15 protein-coding genes, 1 tRNA gene and 1 pseudogene are annotated in these 13,707 nt (G+C 71.8%); 9 read left to right on the top strand and 8 right to left on the bottom strand.

Annotated features, from left to right (window positions below; translation table 11 throughout):
- Positions 1 to 1,770, top strand: a 1,770-nt coding sequence (locus tag GTW40_RS26035; RefSeq protein ID WP_161182601.1) for a helix-hairpin-helix domain-containing protein, incomplete at its 5' end; no start/stop codon positions are given.
- A 68-nt stretch (positions 1,771 to 1,838) separates the two neighbouring features.
- Here GTW40_RS26035 and GTW40_RS26030 read toward each other — a convergent pair.
- On the bottom strand, positions 1,839 to 2,537 hold the full coding sequence (locus tag GTW40_RS26030; RefSeq protein ID WP_161182600.1) for a hypothetical protein: 699 nt from the start codon (positions 2,535 to 2,537) through the stop codon (positions 1,839 to 1,841).
- 47 nt (positions 2,538 to 2,584) lie between these two features.
- Between GTW40_RS26030 and GTW40_RS26025 the strand changes: the two genes are divergently transcribed.
- On the top strand, positions 2,585 to 2,773 hold the full coding sequence (locus tag GTW40_RS26025; RefSeq protein ID WP_018549191.1) for a DUF5703 family protein: 189 nt from the start codon (positions 2,585 to 2,587) through the stop codon (positions 2,771 to 2,773).
- 101 nt (positions 2,774 to 2,874) lie between these two features.
- Here the strand turns inward: GTW40_RS26025 and GTW40_RS26020 are convergent, their stop codons facing one another.
- The 3 genes from GTW40_RS26020 to GTW40_RS26010 form a co-directional block, all read right to left on the bottom strand.
- Complete coding sequence (locus tag GTW40_RS26020) at positions 2,875 to 3,999, bottom strand: chaplin (protein WP_161182599.1); 1,125 nt, start codon at positions 3,997 to 3,999, stop codon at positions 2,875 to 2,877.
- 121 nt (positions 4,000 to 4,120) lie between these two features.
- The gene (gene chpH, locus GTW40_RS26015; RefSeq protein WP_161182598.1) at positions 4,121 to 4,354 is read right to left on the bottom strand and encodes a chaplin ChpH; all 234 of its coding nucleotides are present in this window, start codon (positions 4,352 to 4,354) and stop codon (positions 4,121 to 4,123) included.
- A 147-nt stretch (positions 4,355 to 4,501) separates the two neighbouring features.
- Positions 4,502 to 5,827, bottom strand: coding sequence for a M20/M25/M40 family metallo-hydrolase (locus tag GTW40_RS26010; protein ID WP_161182597.1), 1,326 nt, complete (start codon positions 5,825 to 5,827; stop codon positions 4,502 to 4,504).
- 255 nt (positions 5,828 to 6,082) lie between these two features.
- Between GTW40_RS26010 and GTW40_RS26005 the strand changes: the two genes are divergently transcribed.
- From GTW40_RS26005 to GTW40_RS25990, 4 genes are all read left to right on the top strand, one after another.
- Positions 6,083 to 6,170: transfer RNA gene (locus GTW40_RS26005), tRNA-Leu, on the top strand.
- 128 nt (positions 6,171 to 6,298) lie between these two features.
- The gene (locus tag GTW40_RS26000; protein WP_161182596.1) at positions 6,299 to 7,084 is read left to right on the top strand and encodes a GNAT family N-acetyltransferase; all 786 of its coding nucleotides are present in this window, start codon (positions 6,299 to 6,301) and stop codon (positions 7,082 to 7,084) included.
- Positions 7,072 to 7,842: a hypothetical protein gene (locus tag GTW40_RS25995; RefSeq protein ID WP_343245792.1), complete on the top strand. Its 771-nt coding sequence runs from the start codon at positions 7,072 to 7,074 to the stop codon at positions 7,840 to 7,842. Before GTW40_RS26000 ends, GTW40_RS25995 begins: the two co-directional genes overlap by 13 nt.
- A gap of 58 nt (positions 7,843 to 7,900) precedes the next feature.
- Positions 7,901 to 8,308, top strand: coding sequence for a YchJ family metal-binding protein (locus GTW40_RS25990; RefSeq protein ID WP_161182595.1), 408 nt, complete (start codon positions 7,901 to 7,903; stop codon positions 8,306 to 8,308).
- A gap of 35 nt (positions 8,309 to 8,343) precedes the next feature.
- On the opposite strand, the gene GTW40_RS25985 is transcribed toward GTW40_RS25990, so the two are convergent.
- The gene (locus GTW40_RS25985) at positions 8,344 to 9,045 is read right to left on the bottom strand and encodes an FCD domain-containing protein (protein WP_161182594.1); all 702 of its coding nucleotides are present in this window, start codon (positions 9,043 to 9,045) and stop codon (positions 8,344 to 8,346) included.
- 142 nt (positions 9,046 to 9,187) lie between these two features.
- On the opposite strand from GTW40_RS25985, the gene GTW40_RS25980 reads away from it, so the two are divergent.
- The 3 genes from GTW40_RS25980 (at position 9,188) to GTW40_RS25970 (ending at position 11,954) form a co-directional block, all read left to right on the top strand.
- Positions 9,188 to 9,706 (top strand): gluconokinase, encoded by a 519-nt coding sequence (locus GTW40_RS25980; protein ID WP_161182593.1) that lies wholly within the window; start codon positions 9,188 to 9,190, stop codon positions 9,704 to 9,706.
- Positions 9,707 to 9,778: 72 nt separating this feature from the next.
- Entirely contained in the window at positions 9,779 to 11,176 is a 1,398-nt protein-coding gene (locus GTW40_RS25975) for a gluconate:H+ symporter (RefSeq protein ID WP_161182592.1), read from the top strand.
- A gap of 13 nt (positions 11,177 to 11,189) precedes the next feature.
- A complete protein-coding gene (locus tag GTW40_RS25970; RefSeq protein WP_161182591.1) occupies positions 11,190 to 11,954 on the top strand; it encodes an SDR family oxidoreductase in 765 nt (254 codons plus the stop codon).
- A gap of 10 nt (positions 11,955 to 11,964) precedes the next feature.
- Here GTW40_RS25970 and GTW40_RS25965 read toward each other — a convergent pair whose 3' ends face one another.
- From GTW40_RS25965 to GTW40_RS25955, 3 genes and pseudogenes are all read right to left on the bottom strand, one after another.
- Positions 11,965 to 12,591, bottom strand: coding sequence for a cytochrome b/b6 domain-containing protein (locus GTW40_RS25965; RefSeq protein ID WP_161182590.1), 627 nt, complete (start codon positions 12,589 to 12,591; stop codon positions 11,965 to 11,967).
- Positions 12,575 to 13,366, bottom strand: coding sequence for a molybdopterin-dependent oxidoreductase (locus GTW40_RS25960; RefSeq protein WP_161182589.1), 792 nt, complete (start codon positions 13,364 to 13,366; stop codon positions 12,575 to 12,577). The genes GTW40_RS25965 and GTW40_RS25960 overlap by 17 nt, the downstream gene beginning before the upstream one ends.
- 4 nt (positions 13,367 to 13,370) lie before the next feature.
- Positions 13,371 to 13,707, bottom strand: a pseudogene (locus GTW40_RS25955) (hypothetical protein); the annotation flags it as partial.

The following is a 13,707-nucleotide window of genomic DNA, read 5'->3' as shown; positions in this document are numbered from 1 at the left end:
GCGCCCGTACCCGCCGCGCCCGTCGCACCGCCCGCCGAGACGGTCGATGCCGTACGGCGCGTCCTCACCGAGGGCGGCGCGCCGCCCGCCCTGGCCGCCCAGGCGACCTCGGTGCTCGGCGAGGGCGCCGACGCCGTGCTCCGCGAGGACCCCTGGCAGTTGCTGCGGATCATCGGCGTACGCCCCGATCAGGCGGACGGCTTCGCGCGGGCCCTGCTGGGCGCGGACTGCCGTCCCGACGACGAGCGGCGCGGCCGCGCGCTCACCGTGTGGCTGCTTGAGCAGGCGGCGCTGGCCGGACACACCGCTCTGGAACTCCCGGCGCTCACGGCGGCACTCACCCAGCGCGGTGTCCCGGACGCGGAGGCGGCGATGCAGGCCGCGCTCGCGGAGGGCGACGCGCTGGCCTTCCAGGACGCCCTGGAGGAACCCGGCGCACCGGCCCGCCCCACCGCTGCCACCGCGCAGAACGAGGAGTCCGAGGGCGAGGAGGAGCGGCCGGTCCGGGTGCTGGCGGGCCTGGAGCGGTACGCGCTCGCGGAGGAGAGCCTGGCCGACGCGCTGGGCCGACTGATCAACGCGCCGTCCGACGAGACCTCGGACGCCTGGGAGAAGGCGGTGTCCTCCGGGGCATCCGAGCTGGTCCGCGCGGTCGCCGGACACGGTCTGGTCCTGCACACCGGCGGCGAGACGGCCCGCGCCGAACCGGCCGCGCTGGTGGACGCCGCCCGCGCTGCGGGGCTGCGCGCCTTCGCCGTCTGCCACACGCCCGACGGCGCCCGGCGTTTCGCCGCCCTGCTGTCCGGCGACGCCTCGTGCGTCGGCACGGTCGCCGGGGTCCTCTCCGGCACCGAGGGTCCCGGCCGCGACCAGGAGGGCGCCCTCGACCTCGATCTGCTGATCGTGCTGGACGCGCCCCAGCTGGACGTGGAGGGCGCCGCGATGCTCGCCGAGTCGCTGCCCGACGGGGCGCGGCTGCTGCTGAGCGGCGATCCGGCGCTGTTGTGGTCGGCCGGTCCCGGCCGGGTCTTCGCCGACCTCCTCGCCGCCCGCGCCTGCCCCCAGCTCGCCTCCCGCGTCCCCGACCCCGGCCCGCTCGGTGAGCTGGTGTCCGGGATCGGCGCGGGTGAGCTGGGCCAGGTCGAGGCGCCGGGCAAGGAAATCGTCATCGTCCCGGTGCGGGACGCGGGCGAGGCCGTGCACCGCACGGTGCAGCTCGTCGCGGAGTCGGTCCCCCGGGCGTTCGGCGTGCGGCCCGAGCAGACGGTGGTGATCACCCCGGGCCACGGCGGCGCGGCCGGTACGCGCGCGCTCAACGCCGCGCTCAAGGAACGGCTGAACCCCGGCCCCGGCCGCTTCGGCGGCTTCGACCCCGGCGACGTGGTCGTCCACTCCCCCGCCCCGGGCCGTTCGGTGCCGGGCCGGGTCGTACGGGCGGGCGCCGAGGGGCTGCATCTGGAGTGCGCGGGCGGTCCGGTGGTCGTGGCGAAGGAGCTGGTGGAGAGCCGGGTGCGGCACGGCTGGGCGGTGACCGCGCACCAGGCGGTGGGCGCCCGCTGGCCCGCCGCCGTGGTGGTGCTGCCGGGCGACGCCGCGCAGGCGCTGAGCCGGCCGTGGGTGTACACGGCGTTCGGGCGTGCCGAGCGCCATCTGTCCGTGGTGCACGGGGTGGAGCAGGCACTGCCCCGCGCGGTGGCGGAGGTCCCGGCGAAGCCGCGTACGACCCGTCTGCGGACGCTGCTGACCGCGCAGGTGCCGGTGGCGGACTGAACGGGCTGAGCGGACTGCTTACGGGCGGTGCGGACCTCTGATCGACCGGGTCCGCACCGCCCCCTGCTTCAGCGCTCGGCGTCCAGGGGCTCCAGGTCGTCGTCGCCGTCCATTTCGACGAGGTCGTCGTCCAGCTCGTCGTCGGACTCGGTGTCCTCGTCCTGGTCGAAGACCGCGCTCACGTCGAAGCGGCAGACCACGTGCTGCGGGTCGAGCTGCTCGAAGGGCGCCTCCAGCCACTCGCCCGGCTCGGCCGCCTCCTCCGCCGCCATCACCCACAGCGTGGAATCGCCCTCGGTCAGCCCGAACTCCTTGTGCCGGGTGGCGATCTCGTCGGGCTCGAACTCCCCGAACAGGATGGTCAGCGCGCCCGGCACCGTGGCCGCGGCCTCGTCGTCCAGGCCCGCGCTCTCGTACTCCGCCGCCTCGACCCGCTGGGCCTGCGCCAGCAGCCGCTGCGGCTCCGCCACCGCGTAGTCACGGCGGATCACCACGCTGACCGCGTGGGGTTCCTCCGGGCCCGCGTACGGCGGCAGGGAGTCGTCCCCGCCGGGGATCTCGAAGGGGGTGACCTCGTCGTAGCGGTCGTAGAGCAGTTCGTCGTACGCCTCGGCGGCCGCTGCCAGCTGGTTGAACGCCTCGTAGACGGCCGGGTCGTCCTCACCCGACCGGCGTTCGACAGCCGCCAGGTGGCGGTCGAGCGCGGTCTTGACGGCCTCGGCGGCGGCGCGTACCTCGGCAGCGGTGGGCTGCGCAGCATCAGACATAGTGCAGACGCTATCCGTACCGGGCGCGTGCCCGCACAATAGATGCGATGCCGGAATACGAATTTGTCGACGTGTACGTACCTCGCGGGGTCACCCGCAAGGAGGCGACGCGTCTGCTGACGGACCATGCAGAGTACGGACACTGGGAGCTGGACCGACTGAGCCTGCTGCGTGACGGCAGCCGCAGAGTGCGGTTGCGCCGGCGGATCATCCGCCAGGTGCGGGCCACGTGGTGAAGCAGGACGACTGAAGCTGGACGACTGAACGGAGCGGGCCCCTCTTGTGTGGGGCCCGCTCCGTTTTTCCGGTCTGCCCGTGGTGGGTTACGCGGCGCGGTTCACGCGGCCCGACGGGTCTTGCGGTACAGCACCGCGCCCGCGAGCAGGGCGACCGCGCCCGACGGGAGGGCGAGGCCCAGCGGCACGTCGGCGCCGGTGTGGGCGAGCTGCGCGCCTCCGGCCGGGGACTGGACGGCACCGCCGCCGGTGCTCACCTGGGAGGAGCCGTGGTTGCTCGGGGTGGTGGGCTTGGCCGGGGTGGTGGGCTTGGCCGGGGTGGTGGGGGTGCTCGGCGTTCCGGGGGTGCTGGGCGTGCCCGGGTTGCTCGGGGTGCCGGGGTTGTCGGGAGTACCGGGGTTGCTCGGCTGGCCGGGGGTGCCGGGGTTACCCGGGTGGCCGGGGGTTCCAGGGGTGCCCGGGTTTCCGGGGTTGCCCGGGTGGCCGGGGTGTCCAGGATGACCGGGGTGACCCGGGTGCCCAGGATGGCCGGGGTGTCCAGGGTGACCCGGGTGCTCGTGTCCCGGAGGGCACGGCTCGTCCGGGTTTCCGGGGTGGCCCGGATGCCCCGGCGTACCGGGGTTACCAGGGTGTCCAGGGTGACCGGGGTTCCCCGGATGACCGGGGTGGCCCGGAGTCCCCGGGTTACCAGGGTGCCCCGGGTGGCCGGGATTCCCAGGGTGCCCGGGGTGACCCGGATGGCCCGGCTGACCCGGGTTCCCCGGCTGGCCCGGGTTCCCCGGTGGGTTCTGGTGGCCGCCCCCGCCGTTGCCGCAGTCGTTGCCCCCCGCGGCGTTGCCGAGGCCGATGACGTTGACGCTGTTGCCGCACAGGTTGACCGGGATGTCGACCGGTGCCTGGACGGTGTTGCCCGAGCCCACGCCGGGCGAGTTGCGGGTGTGTGCGCCGGCGTGCGCGCCCCCGGCGCTGCCGTTGCCGCCGCCGCCCGCGTTGCCGCAGGCGTTGCCCGCCGCCGGGTTGAGCAGCCCGACCACGTTCACGGTATTGCCGCAGGCGTTCACCGGGATGTGTACCGGGACCTGCACGCTGTTGCCGGAGAGTACGCCGGGTGATCCGGCGGCGGAGCCGGCCGCGCCCGCGTCGGCGTGCGCGTAGCCGCTCGCGGCGGCGATCACACCGGTGGCGGCGGCCATGGTGAGCAGTCCTTTGCGGGTGCCCTGTCGCATCATTGTGTTCCCCCCTGAAATTCCCTGCCCTCGACTACGGAAAAGGCCGGTCGGCCCCGTAGCGCATGGCGCGCACCGCGGGGCCGACGGCTCGTAAAAGACGCCCCTCGGGGAGCCCGCGTCAGTCGTTGACGCAGGTGTTGCCGAAGGCGGGGTTCAGGAGCCCGATCACGTTGACCGTGTTGCCGCAGACGTTCACGGGAACGTGCACCGGCACCTGGATGACATTGCCGGACAGCACACCCGGCGAACCCACGGCGGCACCCTGCGCACCCGCGTCGGCGGCGGCGATACCCGCGCCGGCGAGAACCAGACCACCGGTGGCGGCGACGGCAGCGACGACCTTCTTGATCATCATTCCTCCTAGTTGGCACTGCGGCTCCAAGGTGCGGAGTCGCATCACGTGTAACGAGGAGGGAGTAATGGAGCTACGAGCTTATGGTCGCATTCACCCTTCTCAGTAGATCTCGTACGCCTGCCTGATTAACGGGCCTCGCAAGGGTCACGAGGCGTCGATGAACCGGTCGAGCACGCGCACGCCGAACTGCAGACCGTCCACCGGCACCCGCTCGTCCACGCCGTGGAACATGCCCGCGAAGTCCAGCTCCGGGGGCAGCTTGAGCGGCGCGAAGCCGAAGCCCCGGATGCCGAGGTCGTCGAAGGACTTGGCGTCGGTGCCGCCGGAGAGCATGTACGGGATCGCCTTGGCGGCGGGGTCCTCGGCGAGCAGCGCGGACTGCATGGCCTCGACGAGGGCGCCGTCGAAGGTGGTCTCCACGGCCTTGTCGGAGTGCACGTCGGTCCGGCGGACGTTCGGGCCGAGCAGCCGGTCGAGGTCGGAGAGGAACTCCTCCTCGTAGCCGGGCAGGAAGCGGCCGTCGATGTGGGCGGTGGCCTCGCCGGGGATGACGTTGACCTTGTAGCCGGCGTTCAGCTGGGTCGGGTTGGCCGTGTTGCTGAGCGTGGCGCCGATGAGCTTGGCGATGCCGCCGAGCTTGGCGAGCGTGGCCTCCATGTCCTCGGGGTCCAGCTCGGTGCCGAGCGCGTCGCCGAGTTCGTCCAGGAAGGCGCGGGTGGTCTTGGTGACCCGTACCGGGAACTTGTGGCGGCCGACCCGGGCGACCGCCTCGGACAACTCGGTGATGGCGTTGTCCCGGTGGATCATCGAGCCGTGCCCGGCGGTGCCGGCCACGGTCAGCTTCATCCAGTGCATGCCCTTCTCGGCAGTCTGGATGAGGTAGAGCCGCCGCTGCTCGCTCACGGTGAACGAGAATCCGCCGACCTCGCTGATCGCCTCGGTGACGCCCTCGAACAGCTCGGGGTGGTGGTCGACCAGGTAGCGGGCGCCGTACGTACCGCCCGCCTCCTCGTCGGCCAGGAAGGCGACGACGATGTCGCGCGGGGGCCGCCGTCCGCTGCGCAGCCGGTCGCGCACGACGGCCAGCGTCATCGCGTCCATGTCCTTCATGTCGACGGCCCCGCGCCCCCACACGCACCCGTCGGCGACCTCGCCGGAGAAGGGGTCGTGGGTCCAGTCGGCGGCGTTGGCCGGTACGACGTCCAGGTGGCCGTGGATCAGCAGCGCGGGCCGGGACAGGTCCTCGCCCGCGATCCGCGCGACGGTGGACGCGCGCCCGGGGTGCGACTCGAAGATCTCCGGCTCAAGTCCGACCTCCGCGAGTTTCTCCGCGACGTACTCGGCGGCGGCGCGTTCGCCGGGGCCCGAGTGGTCGCCGTAGTTGCTGGTGTCGAACCGGATCAGCTCGCGGCAGAGGTCCACGACCTCGTCCTCACCGGTGACGCCCCTGGCCGTGTCCGTCTCGCTCACGCTGCTTCCTCCCGCTGTCACTGCTGGTGGATGTGCTGGTGGGGATCCGCCGAGGTGTCCGCCGGCTCCCCCTTCATCCTCTCCCCGCCCCCGCCCGCGTCCAAGACCGGGCCCCCTCGGCAACACGGCGTTCACGGGAACGGCCCCGGCGGCCGGGGGTGACCAGGGGGCGACCGGGGGGTGATCGGACACCCCCGAAAGCCTGGTAATGTTTCCTCTGTCGCCGCGAGGGAAACCCCGCACGACAGACACCTTGTCCGGGTGGCGGAATGGCAGACGCGCTAGCTTGAGGTGCTAGTGCCCTTTATCGGGCGTGGGGGTTCAAGTCCCCCCTCGGACACCAGCGAGAGACCCCGCTTCGGCGGGGTCTTCTTCTTTTCCGCCGCACGGGGCGGAGTTGCGCGAGTACGTGAGCCGCCACGCGCCGCCCGACGCCGTTTAATCGCTTGACCCGGTTCGTACGGTGTCCCCGTGGAGGACAAGCTGATCAACGAACTCCGGGCCACGTACGACGCCCAGCTCCGTGGCGTCACCCCGCCGGGCGGCAGCGCTCGTATCGAGCGGGACGGTCCCCTGACCCGTGTCGTCGGCTGGCACCGGGGATTCGTCACGGGGCCACGCGACCTCGGCGTGTACGGGACGGAACTCGACGCGCTCATCGCGCGGCAGCGGGACTTCTACGCCGCTCGTGGTGAGGCGGTCGAGTGGAAGACGCGCGCTCACGATCTCCCCACCGACCTCACCGACCGGCTCGCGGCGGCCGGTTTCGTCGCCGAGGACAGCGAGACCGTGCTCGTCGGGCGGTCCTCGGACCTTGCCGCCGACCCGGTCCTGCCCGACGGCGTGACCCTGCGCCAGGTCGCCGCCCGCCCGGACCTCCAACGCATCGCCGCCATGGAGAGCGCCGTCTGGGGCGAGGACTGGAGCTGGCTCGCCGACGACCTGGCCGCCCGGATCGAGAACGCCCCGGACAACACCGTCGTCCTCGTCGCCGAGGCAGGAACCGAAGTCGTCTGCGCCGCCTGGCTGGTGTTCAAGGACGGCATCGACTTCGCCGGCCTCTGGGGCGGCTCCACGCTCAAGGAGTGGCGCGGACGGGGCATCTACCGCGCCATGGTCGCCCACCGGGCGCAGCTCGCCGCCGCCCGCGGGGTCCCGTACCTCTACGTCGACGCGTCGGCGGACAGCGCGCCCATCCTCAACCGGCTCGGCTTGCACGCGGTCACCACTACTACGCCGTATGTGTGGTCGCCGTGAGCTCGGCCGACCTCCGCAGTCAGACCGGGAACCCGCGTTCTCCCGAACTGCCTCACCACCAGGCCCTCCTGGACAACACGGACTGGGGGGCGCTTGCCACGCCTCGGGGGACGGGTGAATCCCTGCCGACGGCGCTGGCAGGTCTGCTGGACCCGGACCCGGTCGTCAGGTCGGCCGCCGCCGATGACGCGCTCGGTGGAGTGTCCCACCAGAACACCATCTACGAGGCCACCGTGCCCGTAGCGCTCTACATAGCGGCCATCCTCGACCAACCCGCCATCACCGCAGGCGAGTTCGGCCCCGATACCGGCCCGACCCTCGTGAGACTGCTCGACTGGCTCAGTGACACCGCCTACGACGCCGACGACGAATGCGTCAACGTCAGCGAACGCCATTTCGGCGAGGGTTACCTCGACGAGTACCGAGAGCTGCGCGCGTTCCGAGACCTGCGTCCGGCGATCTTCTCCGCCGTCCATCCCCTCCTCGGCCACGACGACGCCGAGGTACGCCACGCGGCCCTGATCACCGCGATCCCCCTCACGGAGCACCCCGCCCTCACCGCACACCACGCCGAACTGGCCCACCACGCCCGGCGCCTGCTGGCCACCAGCACCGACCGCCACCACCGGGACCGCGCCCTGGACGCGATGAAGGCGTGGGGCCACGACACCGGTGACCTGGAGAACGCGGACGACATCGCGGACCGCGAACGTCGCGCCCGCCTCGTGGCCGAACTCGCTTCCCGGGCAGGTGGCTGAACCGATGACCCGCCGTTCTGACTCGGGCCCCGGGGAGCGGTCCGGCACAATGACCCCCATGGCCCGACGCACCCCCCGCCCCACCCCTGTCACCCCCACCACCCCGTGCCCCTGCGGGCTCCCGAAGAGCTACGGGGACTGCTGCGGAAGGTTCCACGCCGGTGCGGGTGCCGCGCCCACCGCCGAGACCCTCATGCGGTCGCGGTACTCCGCGTTCGTCGTGGGAGATGTCGCGTACCTGCTCAAGACCTGGCACCCGAGTACCCGCCCGGCCCAGCTCGACCTCGACCCCGACATGCGGTGGTCGGGACTCGAGATTCTCGACCGCGTCGACGGGTCCGCGTTCCACGACCGGGGGACCGTGACGTTCCGGGCGTCCTATCGGGGCGGAGAGCTATGCGAGCGGAGCCGGTTCGAGCGGGTCGGTGGGGAATGGGTGTACGTCGACGGGGAGTTCCTCGACTGACGGGGCGTCACGAAAACACCCCCCGCTCAACTCCCCTACGGCACCAGGATGTCCAGCTCCTGAAGCGCCCCCACCGCGATCTCGCGCGTGAGTTCCTCCGCGCGGACGCTGTCGCGGGCGCGTACCGCCTCGGCGACGCGGACGTGGAGGGTGACGGCGGCCGGGTCGGGGTCTTCGAACATGACCTCGTGGTGGGTGCGGCCTGCCAGGACTTCCGCGACGACGTCGCCGAGGCGGGCGAACATCTCGTTGCCGGAGGCCGTGAGGATGATGCGGTGGAAGGCGATGTCGTGGATCAGGTACTGGTCCAGGCGGTGGCCGCGTGAGTTGGAGACCATGCCGAGCGCGCACTCGGTGAGTTCGGCGCACTGTTCGGCGGTGGCGAGGCGGGCGGTGAGGCCCGCGGCGACCGGCTCGATCGCGGAGCGCAGCACGGTGAGCGAGCGCAGCTGGTGCGGGCGGTCGGCGCCGGCCAGGCGCCAGCGGATGACCTGTGGGTCGTAGACGTTCCACTCGGCCTTGGGGCGCACCGTCACGCCCACCCGGCGGCGGGACTCGACGAGGTGCATGGACTCCAGCACGCGTACGGCCTCGCGCATCACGGAGCGGGAGACCTCGAAGTGCTGGGCCAGCTCGTCCGTGCGCAGCACACTGCCCGGCGGGTACTCGCCCGCGGTGATGGCAGGGCCGAGGGTGTCCAGTACGCGGCCGTGCAGCCCCCGGCCCGGTGTGCTCATGCACTCAGCGTACGGCCTGGATCACAGAGACAAAAAGTCAGACTTATATGTCACAGACTCTTGAATTTGTCGTACCTAATAGGTTTCAGTGTGGCGACGCCGGAGTTCGGCGTCGGATGTCGAAGAAGACAGCGAGGCAGTCATGCGCACCCCCCAGGTCGTCGTCGTGATGGGCGTCGCCGGGACGGGCAAGACCACGATCGGTCCGTTGCTCGCCGCCCGGCTGGGCGTCCCGTACGCCGAAGGCGACGACTTCCACCCGCAGGCCAACATCGAGAAGATGTCGGCCGGGATTCCGCTGGAGGACGCCGACCGGTGGCCGTGGCTGGATGCCATCGGCACCTGGGCGCACGGCCGGGCGGGGCTCGGCGGGGTGGTGAGCAGCTCGGCGCTGAAGCGGTCGTACCGTGACCGGCTCCGGGCCGAGGCCCCCGGGATCGTCTTCGTCCACCTCAGCGGCAGCCGTGAGCTGATCGAGGGCCGGATGTCGCAGCGGCAGGGGCATTTCATGCCGACCGCGCTGCTGGACTCCCAGTTCGCCACGCTCCAGCCGCTTGAGGCGGACGAGGCCGGAGTCGCCGTGGATGTCGGCGGCGGCCCCGAAGAGATCACCGAGCGTGCCGTCAAGGCCCTGGAAGCGCTTTCCGTCGCATCCCAGTAGGGCCCCGGCAGGGCCCTCGTAGTACCCCCGTAGCACCTTCACCCACGTCCCCCGTACCTGCAAGGGAACCCCGTGACCAGACTCAGCGTCGAGATGCTGGCAGCGGACAGCGTCCAGCCGATCACTTCGGCCGGCCACGCCCAGTTGGGCATAGCCGTCCTGGTGGGCATCGCCGTCATCGTTTTTCTCATCACCAAGTTCAAGCTCCACGCCTTCCTGGCCCTGACCATCGGTTCGCTGGTGCTCGGCGCGGTGGCGGGCGCTCCGCTCGACAAGGCGATCGTGAGTTTCACGACCGGCCTCGGTAACACGGTCGCCGGTGTCGGCGTCCTGATCGCGCTGGGCGCGATCCTCGGCAAGCTGCTCGCCGACTCCGGCGGCGCCGACCAGATCGTCGACACGATCCTCGCCAAGGCGGGCGGCCGTGCGATGCCGTGGGCCATGGTGCTCATCGCGTCCGTGATCGGTCTGCCGCTCTTCTTCGAGGTCGGCATCGTCCTGCTGATCCCCGTCGTGCTCATGGTCGCCAAGCGCGGCAACTACTCCCTGATGCGCATCGGCATCCCGGCGCTGGCCGGTCTGTCCGTGATGCACGGTCTGATCCCGCCGCACCCCGGCCCGCTGGTCGCGATCGACGCGGTCAAGGCCAACCTGGGTGTCACCCTGGCGCTCGGCCTCGTCGTCGCCATCCCGACGGTGATCATCGCCGGTCCGCTGTTCTCCAAGGTCGCCGCCCGCTGGGTCGACGTCCAGGCGCCCGACCGCATGATCACCGAGCGCGCCTCCGAGCGCCTCGAGAACCGTCCGAGCTTCGGCGCGACCCTCGCCACCGTGCTGCTGCCGGTCGTGCTGATGCTGACCAAGGCGCTCGTCGACATCGCCATCGACGACCCGGCGAACATGACCCAGCGCGTCTTCGACGTGGTCGGCTCTCCGCTGATCGCGCTGCTCGCCGCCGTGATCCTCGGCTTCGTCACGCTGGGCCGTCCCGCGGGCTTCACCAAGGGCCGTCTCCAGCAGACCGTCGAGAAGGGCCTGATGCCGATCGCCGGCATCCTGCTGATCGTCGGCGCGGGCGGTGGCTTCAAGCAGACGCTGATCGACTGCGGTGTCGGCCAGATGATCCTGGACATCTCCAAGGACTGGTCGATCCCGGCGCTGCTGCTCGCCTGGCTGATCGCGGTGGCGATCCGGCTCGCGACCGGTTCCGCCACGGTGGCCACGGTCTCGGCGGCCGGTCTGGTCGCGCCGCTCGCGGCCGACATGTCCACCACGCACACCGCCCTGCTGGTCCTGGCCATCGGCGCCGGTTCGCTCTTCTTCAGCCATGTCAACGACGCCGGTTTCTGGCTCGTGAAGGAGTACTTCGGGCTGAGCGTCGGCCAGACGGTCAAGACCTGGTCGGTGATGGAGACGATCATCTCCGTGGTCGCAGGCGCCCTGGTCCTGCTCCTCTCCTTGGTGATCTAGGGACGGTACGACGATGACGGCTCACCCTCTCTTCGACGTCGGCGGCCGTACGGCACTGGTCACCGGGTCCAGCCGGGGCATCGGCCTCGCGCTGGCCCGGGGCCTGGCGGAGGCGGGCTGCACCGTGGTCCTCAACGGCCGCGACGCGGACCGCCTCGCGCGGGCGGCCGAGGAGCTGCCCGGCGACCGGGTGCACACGGCGGTGTTCGACGTGACGGACGGCCCCGCCGTGGCCGCGGGCATCGCCGACGTCGAGGAGCGGGTGGGCCCGCTCGACATCGTGGTCAACAACGCGGGTGTCCAACTGCGCGCGCCGCTCACGGAGTTCACCGACTCCGACTGGCGGCACGTGCTGGACACCAACCTCACGAGCGCGTTCCTGGTCGGCCGCGAGGCTGCCCGGCGCATGACCGAGCGCGGCCACGGAAAGATCGTCAACATCTGCTCGCTCCAGAGCGAGGTCGTCCGCCCCGGCATCGCGCCGTACGCGGCGGCCAAGGGCGCGCTGAAGATGCTCACCAAGGGCATGTGCGCCGACTGGGGGCCGTACGGCATCCAGGTCAACGGCCTCGGGCCCGGCTACATCGAGACCGACCTGACCCGACCGCTCGTCGAGGACCCTGAGTTCAGCGCGTGGGTCCGGGGGCGAACTCCGGCGGGGCGCTGGGGGCGGACCGAGGATCTGGTGGGTGGGCTGCTGTTCCTGGCGTCGCCCGCCGCTGACTTCGTGAACGGGCAGGTCCTGTACGTCGATGGTGGGATGACGAGCGTGTTGTAGGACAAGGCCGCTAAGGGCGCCACAACGGGTGTTCCCGTTCCGCCCACGCGCGGCTCACCGTGCCGGTGCGCAGGCCCTGGCGGGCTTCCGGGTCTGCCAGGGCCATTCCTATGTGCCCGGCGAGGACGACGCCGATCGTGAGGGCGAGCCAGTCGTGGACGAAGGTCGCGGAGGTGCGCCACATCAGGGGGGTGAGGTGGGTGAACCACATCATGAGGCCGGTGCCGAGCATGACGAGGGTGGCTCCGGCGATCCAGGCGGAGTAGAGCTTCTGGCCCGCGTTGAACTTGGCGGCGGGGCGGTGGGGGGTGCGGCGGAACACGGCTTGGAGCCAGGCTCGGTCGTGAGGGCCGAAGCGGTTCAGGTGGCCGAGGTCGGCGCGGAGCGCGCGGGAGGTCAGGCCCAGGAGGACGGGGGCCGGGAGAGCCAGGCCCGCGCATTCGTGGATGCGGACGATCAGGGCGCGACGGCCGACCAGGACGGCGAGTTCCGGGATGTAGAGGCAGGCGGCGGTCGCCACGCACACACCCATCAGGAGTGCCGTCACGCGGTGGGTCCAGCGTTCGGCGGGGGTGAAGCGGGGGACGCGGGTCTCGGCGGTCTCGGGCGGGGCCGCAGTGTCAGTTGGTGGGGTCATCGGTCCGTCCGTTCGAGCGGCCGACCCAGGCGTCGACGTCGTAGCCGCGGTTCTCCCAGTAGCCGGGGCGGACGCGGTCGGTGACCGTGATGCCCGAGAGCCATTTGGCGGACTTGTAGAAGTACATCGGGGCGACGTAGAGGCGGACGGGGCCGCCGTGGTCGTGGCCGATGTCCTTGTCCTGCATGCGCAGGGCGACCAGGACGTCGGCGCGGCGGGCCTGGTCGAGGGTGAGGCTCTCGGTGTAGGCGCCGTCGAAGCAGGTGAAGCGGATGGCTCGCGCGGAGGACTGGACGCCCGCCAGGTCCAGGAGGTGGGCCAGGCGTACGCCCTGGAAGGGGGTGCCCGGGACGCGCCAGCCGGTGACGCACTGGACGTCCTTCACCAGCCGGGTCTGCGGCAGGGCGCGCAGGTCGTCCAGGGTGTAGGTGTGCGGGCGGTCGACCATGCCGCCGACGGTGAGCCGGTAGTCGGCGGGGCCCTTGCGGGGGACGGACGCGGTGACGGAGTAGTAGCGGAAACCGCCGCCGTTGGGCAGCAGACCGCTCAGTCCGGTGGGGTCCTGGCCGGAGAGCGCCTCGAAGCCGCGCTGCAGCGCGGGGGCGGTGGCCACGCCGAGGGCGCCGAGGGCGACGGTGCCGAGGAAGACACGGCGGCCGATCGGCTTGCCGCGCGCGTCGGCAGCGGCTTCGGATCCGGTTTCAGATCCGGCTTCAGATCCGGCTTCGGTTTCGGGGAGGTCCGCGCGGTCCTCCGGAGGTTCTTCGGGCTTCACGCCGTCATTCGAACACCGTCGGGGCGGCCGGGGCCAGTGGATCCGGGCGGATGTCAGAGTTCGGTAATCCGGGGGCGTTCGGCAGTCCGGGGGCGTTCGGTAAGCCGAGCGCTCGCGCGCGGGCCTCGTGGAAGGCCGTACGGGGGTCGCCGCCCAGGTAGGACCAGGGCTCGCGGGTGGCGTGCGGGCCGATGCGGTGGAAGAGGGCGGCGGCCTCGGCGGGGCGCCCGGCGGCGGACATGGCGAACGCCAGGTGGTTGAGGTCGAGGTGGCGGCGGGGGTGGTCGTCGTGCTCCCACTCCAGCCACCAGTCGAAGGCGGCGCGCAGGGCGCGGCGGGCC

Origin of the sequence: Streptomyces sp. SID4985, assembly GCF_009863025.1 — a bacterium.
GTDB lineage: Bacteria > Actinomycetota > Actinomycetes > Streptomycetales > Streptomycetaceae > Streptomyces.
This window is presented reverse-complemented; position numbering and strand designations above follow the sequence as displayed.

What these genes read in the sequence shown, in the direction of transcription:
- chpH (WP_161182598.1), bottom strand. Translation starts at nt 4,354, where the DNA reads ATGATCAAGAAGGTCGTCGCTGCCGTCGCCGCCACCGGTGGTCTGGTT.
- GTW40_RS25970 (WP_161182591.1), top strand. Translation starts at nt 11,190, where the DNA reads ATGACGGCTCACCCTCTCTTCGACGTCGGCGGCCGTACGGCACTGGTC.
- GTW40_RS25990 (WP_161182595.1), top strand. Translation starts at nt 7,901, where the DNA reads ATGGCCCGACGCACCCCCCGCCCCACCCCTGTCACCCCCACCACCCCG.
- GTW40_RS26025 (WP_018549191.1), top strand. Translation starts at nt 2,585, where the DNA reads ATGCCGGAATACGAATTTGTCGACGTGTACGTACCTCGCGGGGTCACC.
- GTW40_RS26030 (WP_161182600.1), bottom strand. Translation starts at nt 2,537, where the DNA reads ATGTCTGATGCTGCGCAGCCCACCGCTGCCGAGGTACGCGCCGCCGCC.
- GTW40_RS25985 (WP_161182594.1), bottom strand. Translation starts at nt 9,045, where the DNA reads ATGAGCACACCGGGCCGGGGGCTGCACGGCCGCGTACTGGACACCCTC.
- GTW40_RS26020 (WP_161182599.1), bottom strand. Translation starts at nt 3,999, where the DNA reads ATGCGACAGGGCACCCGCAAAGGACTGCTCACCATGGCCGCCGCCACC.
- GTW40_RS25980 (WP_161182593.1), top strand. Translation starts at nt 9,188, where the DNA reads ATGCGCACCCCCCAGGTCGTCGTCGTGATGGGCGTCGCCGGGACGGGC.
- GTW40_RS25965 (WP_161182590.1), bottom strand. Translation starts at nt 12,591, where the DNA reads ATGACCCCACCAACTGACACTGCGGCCCCGCCCGAGACCGCCGAGACC.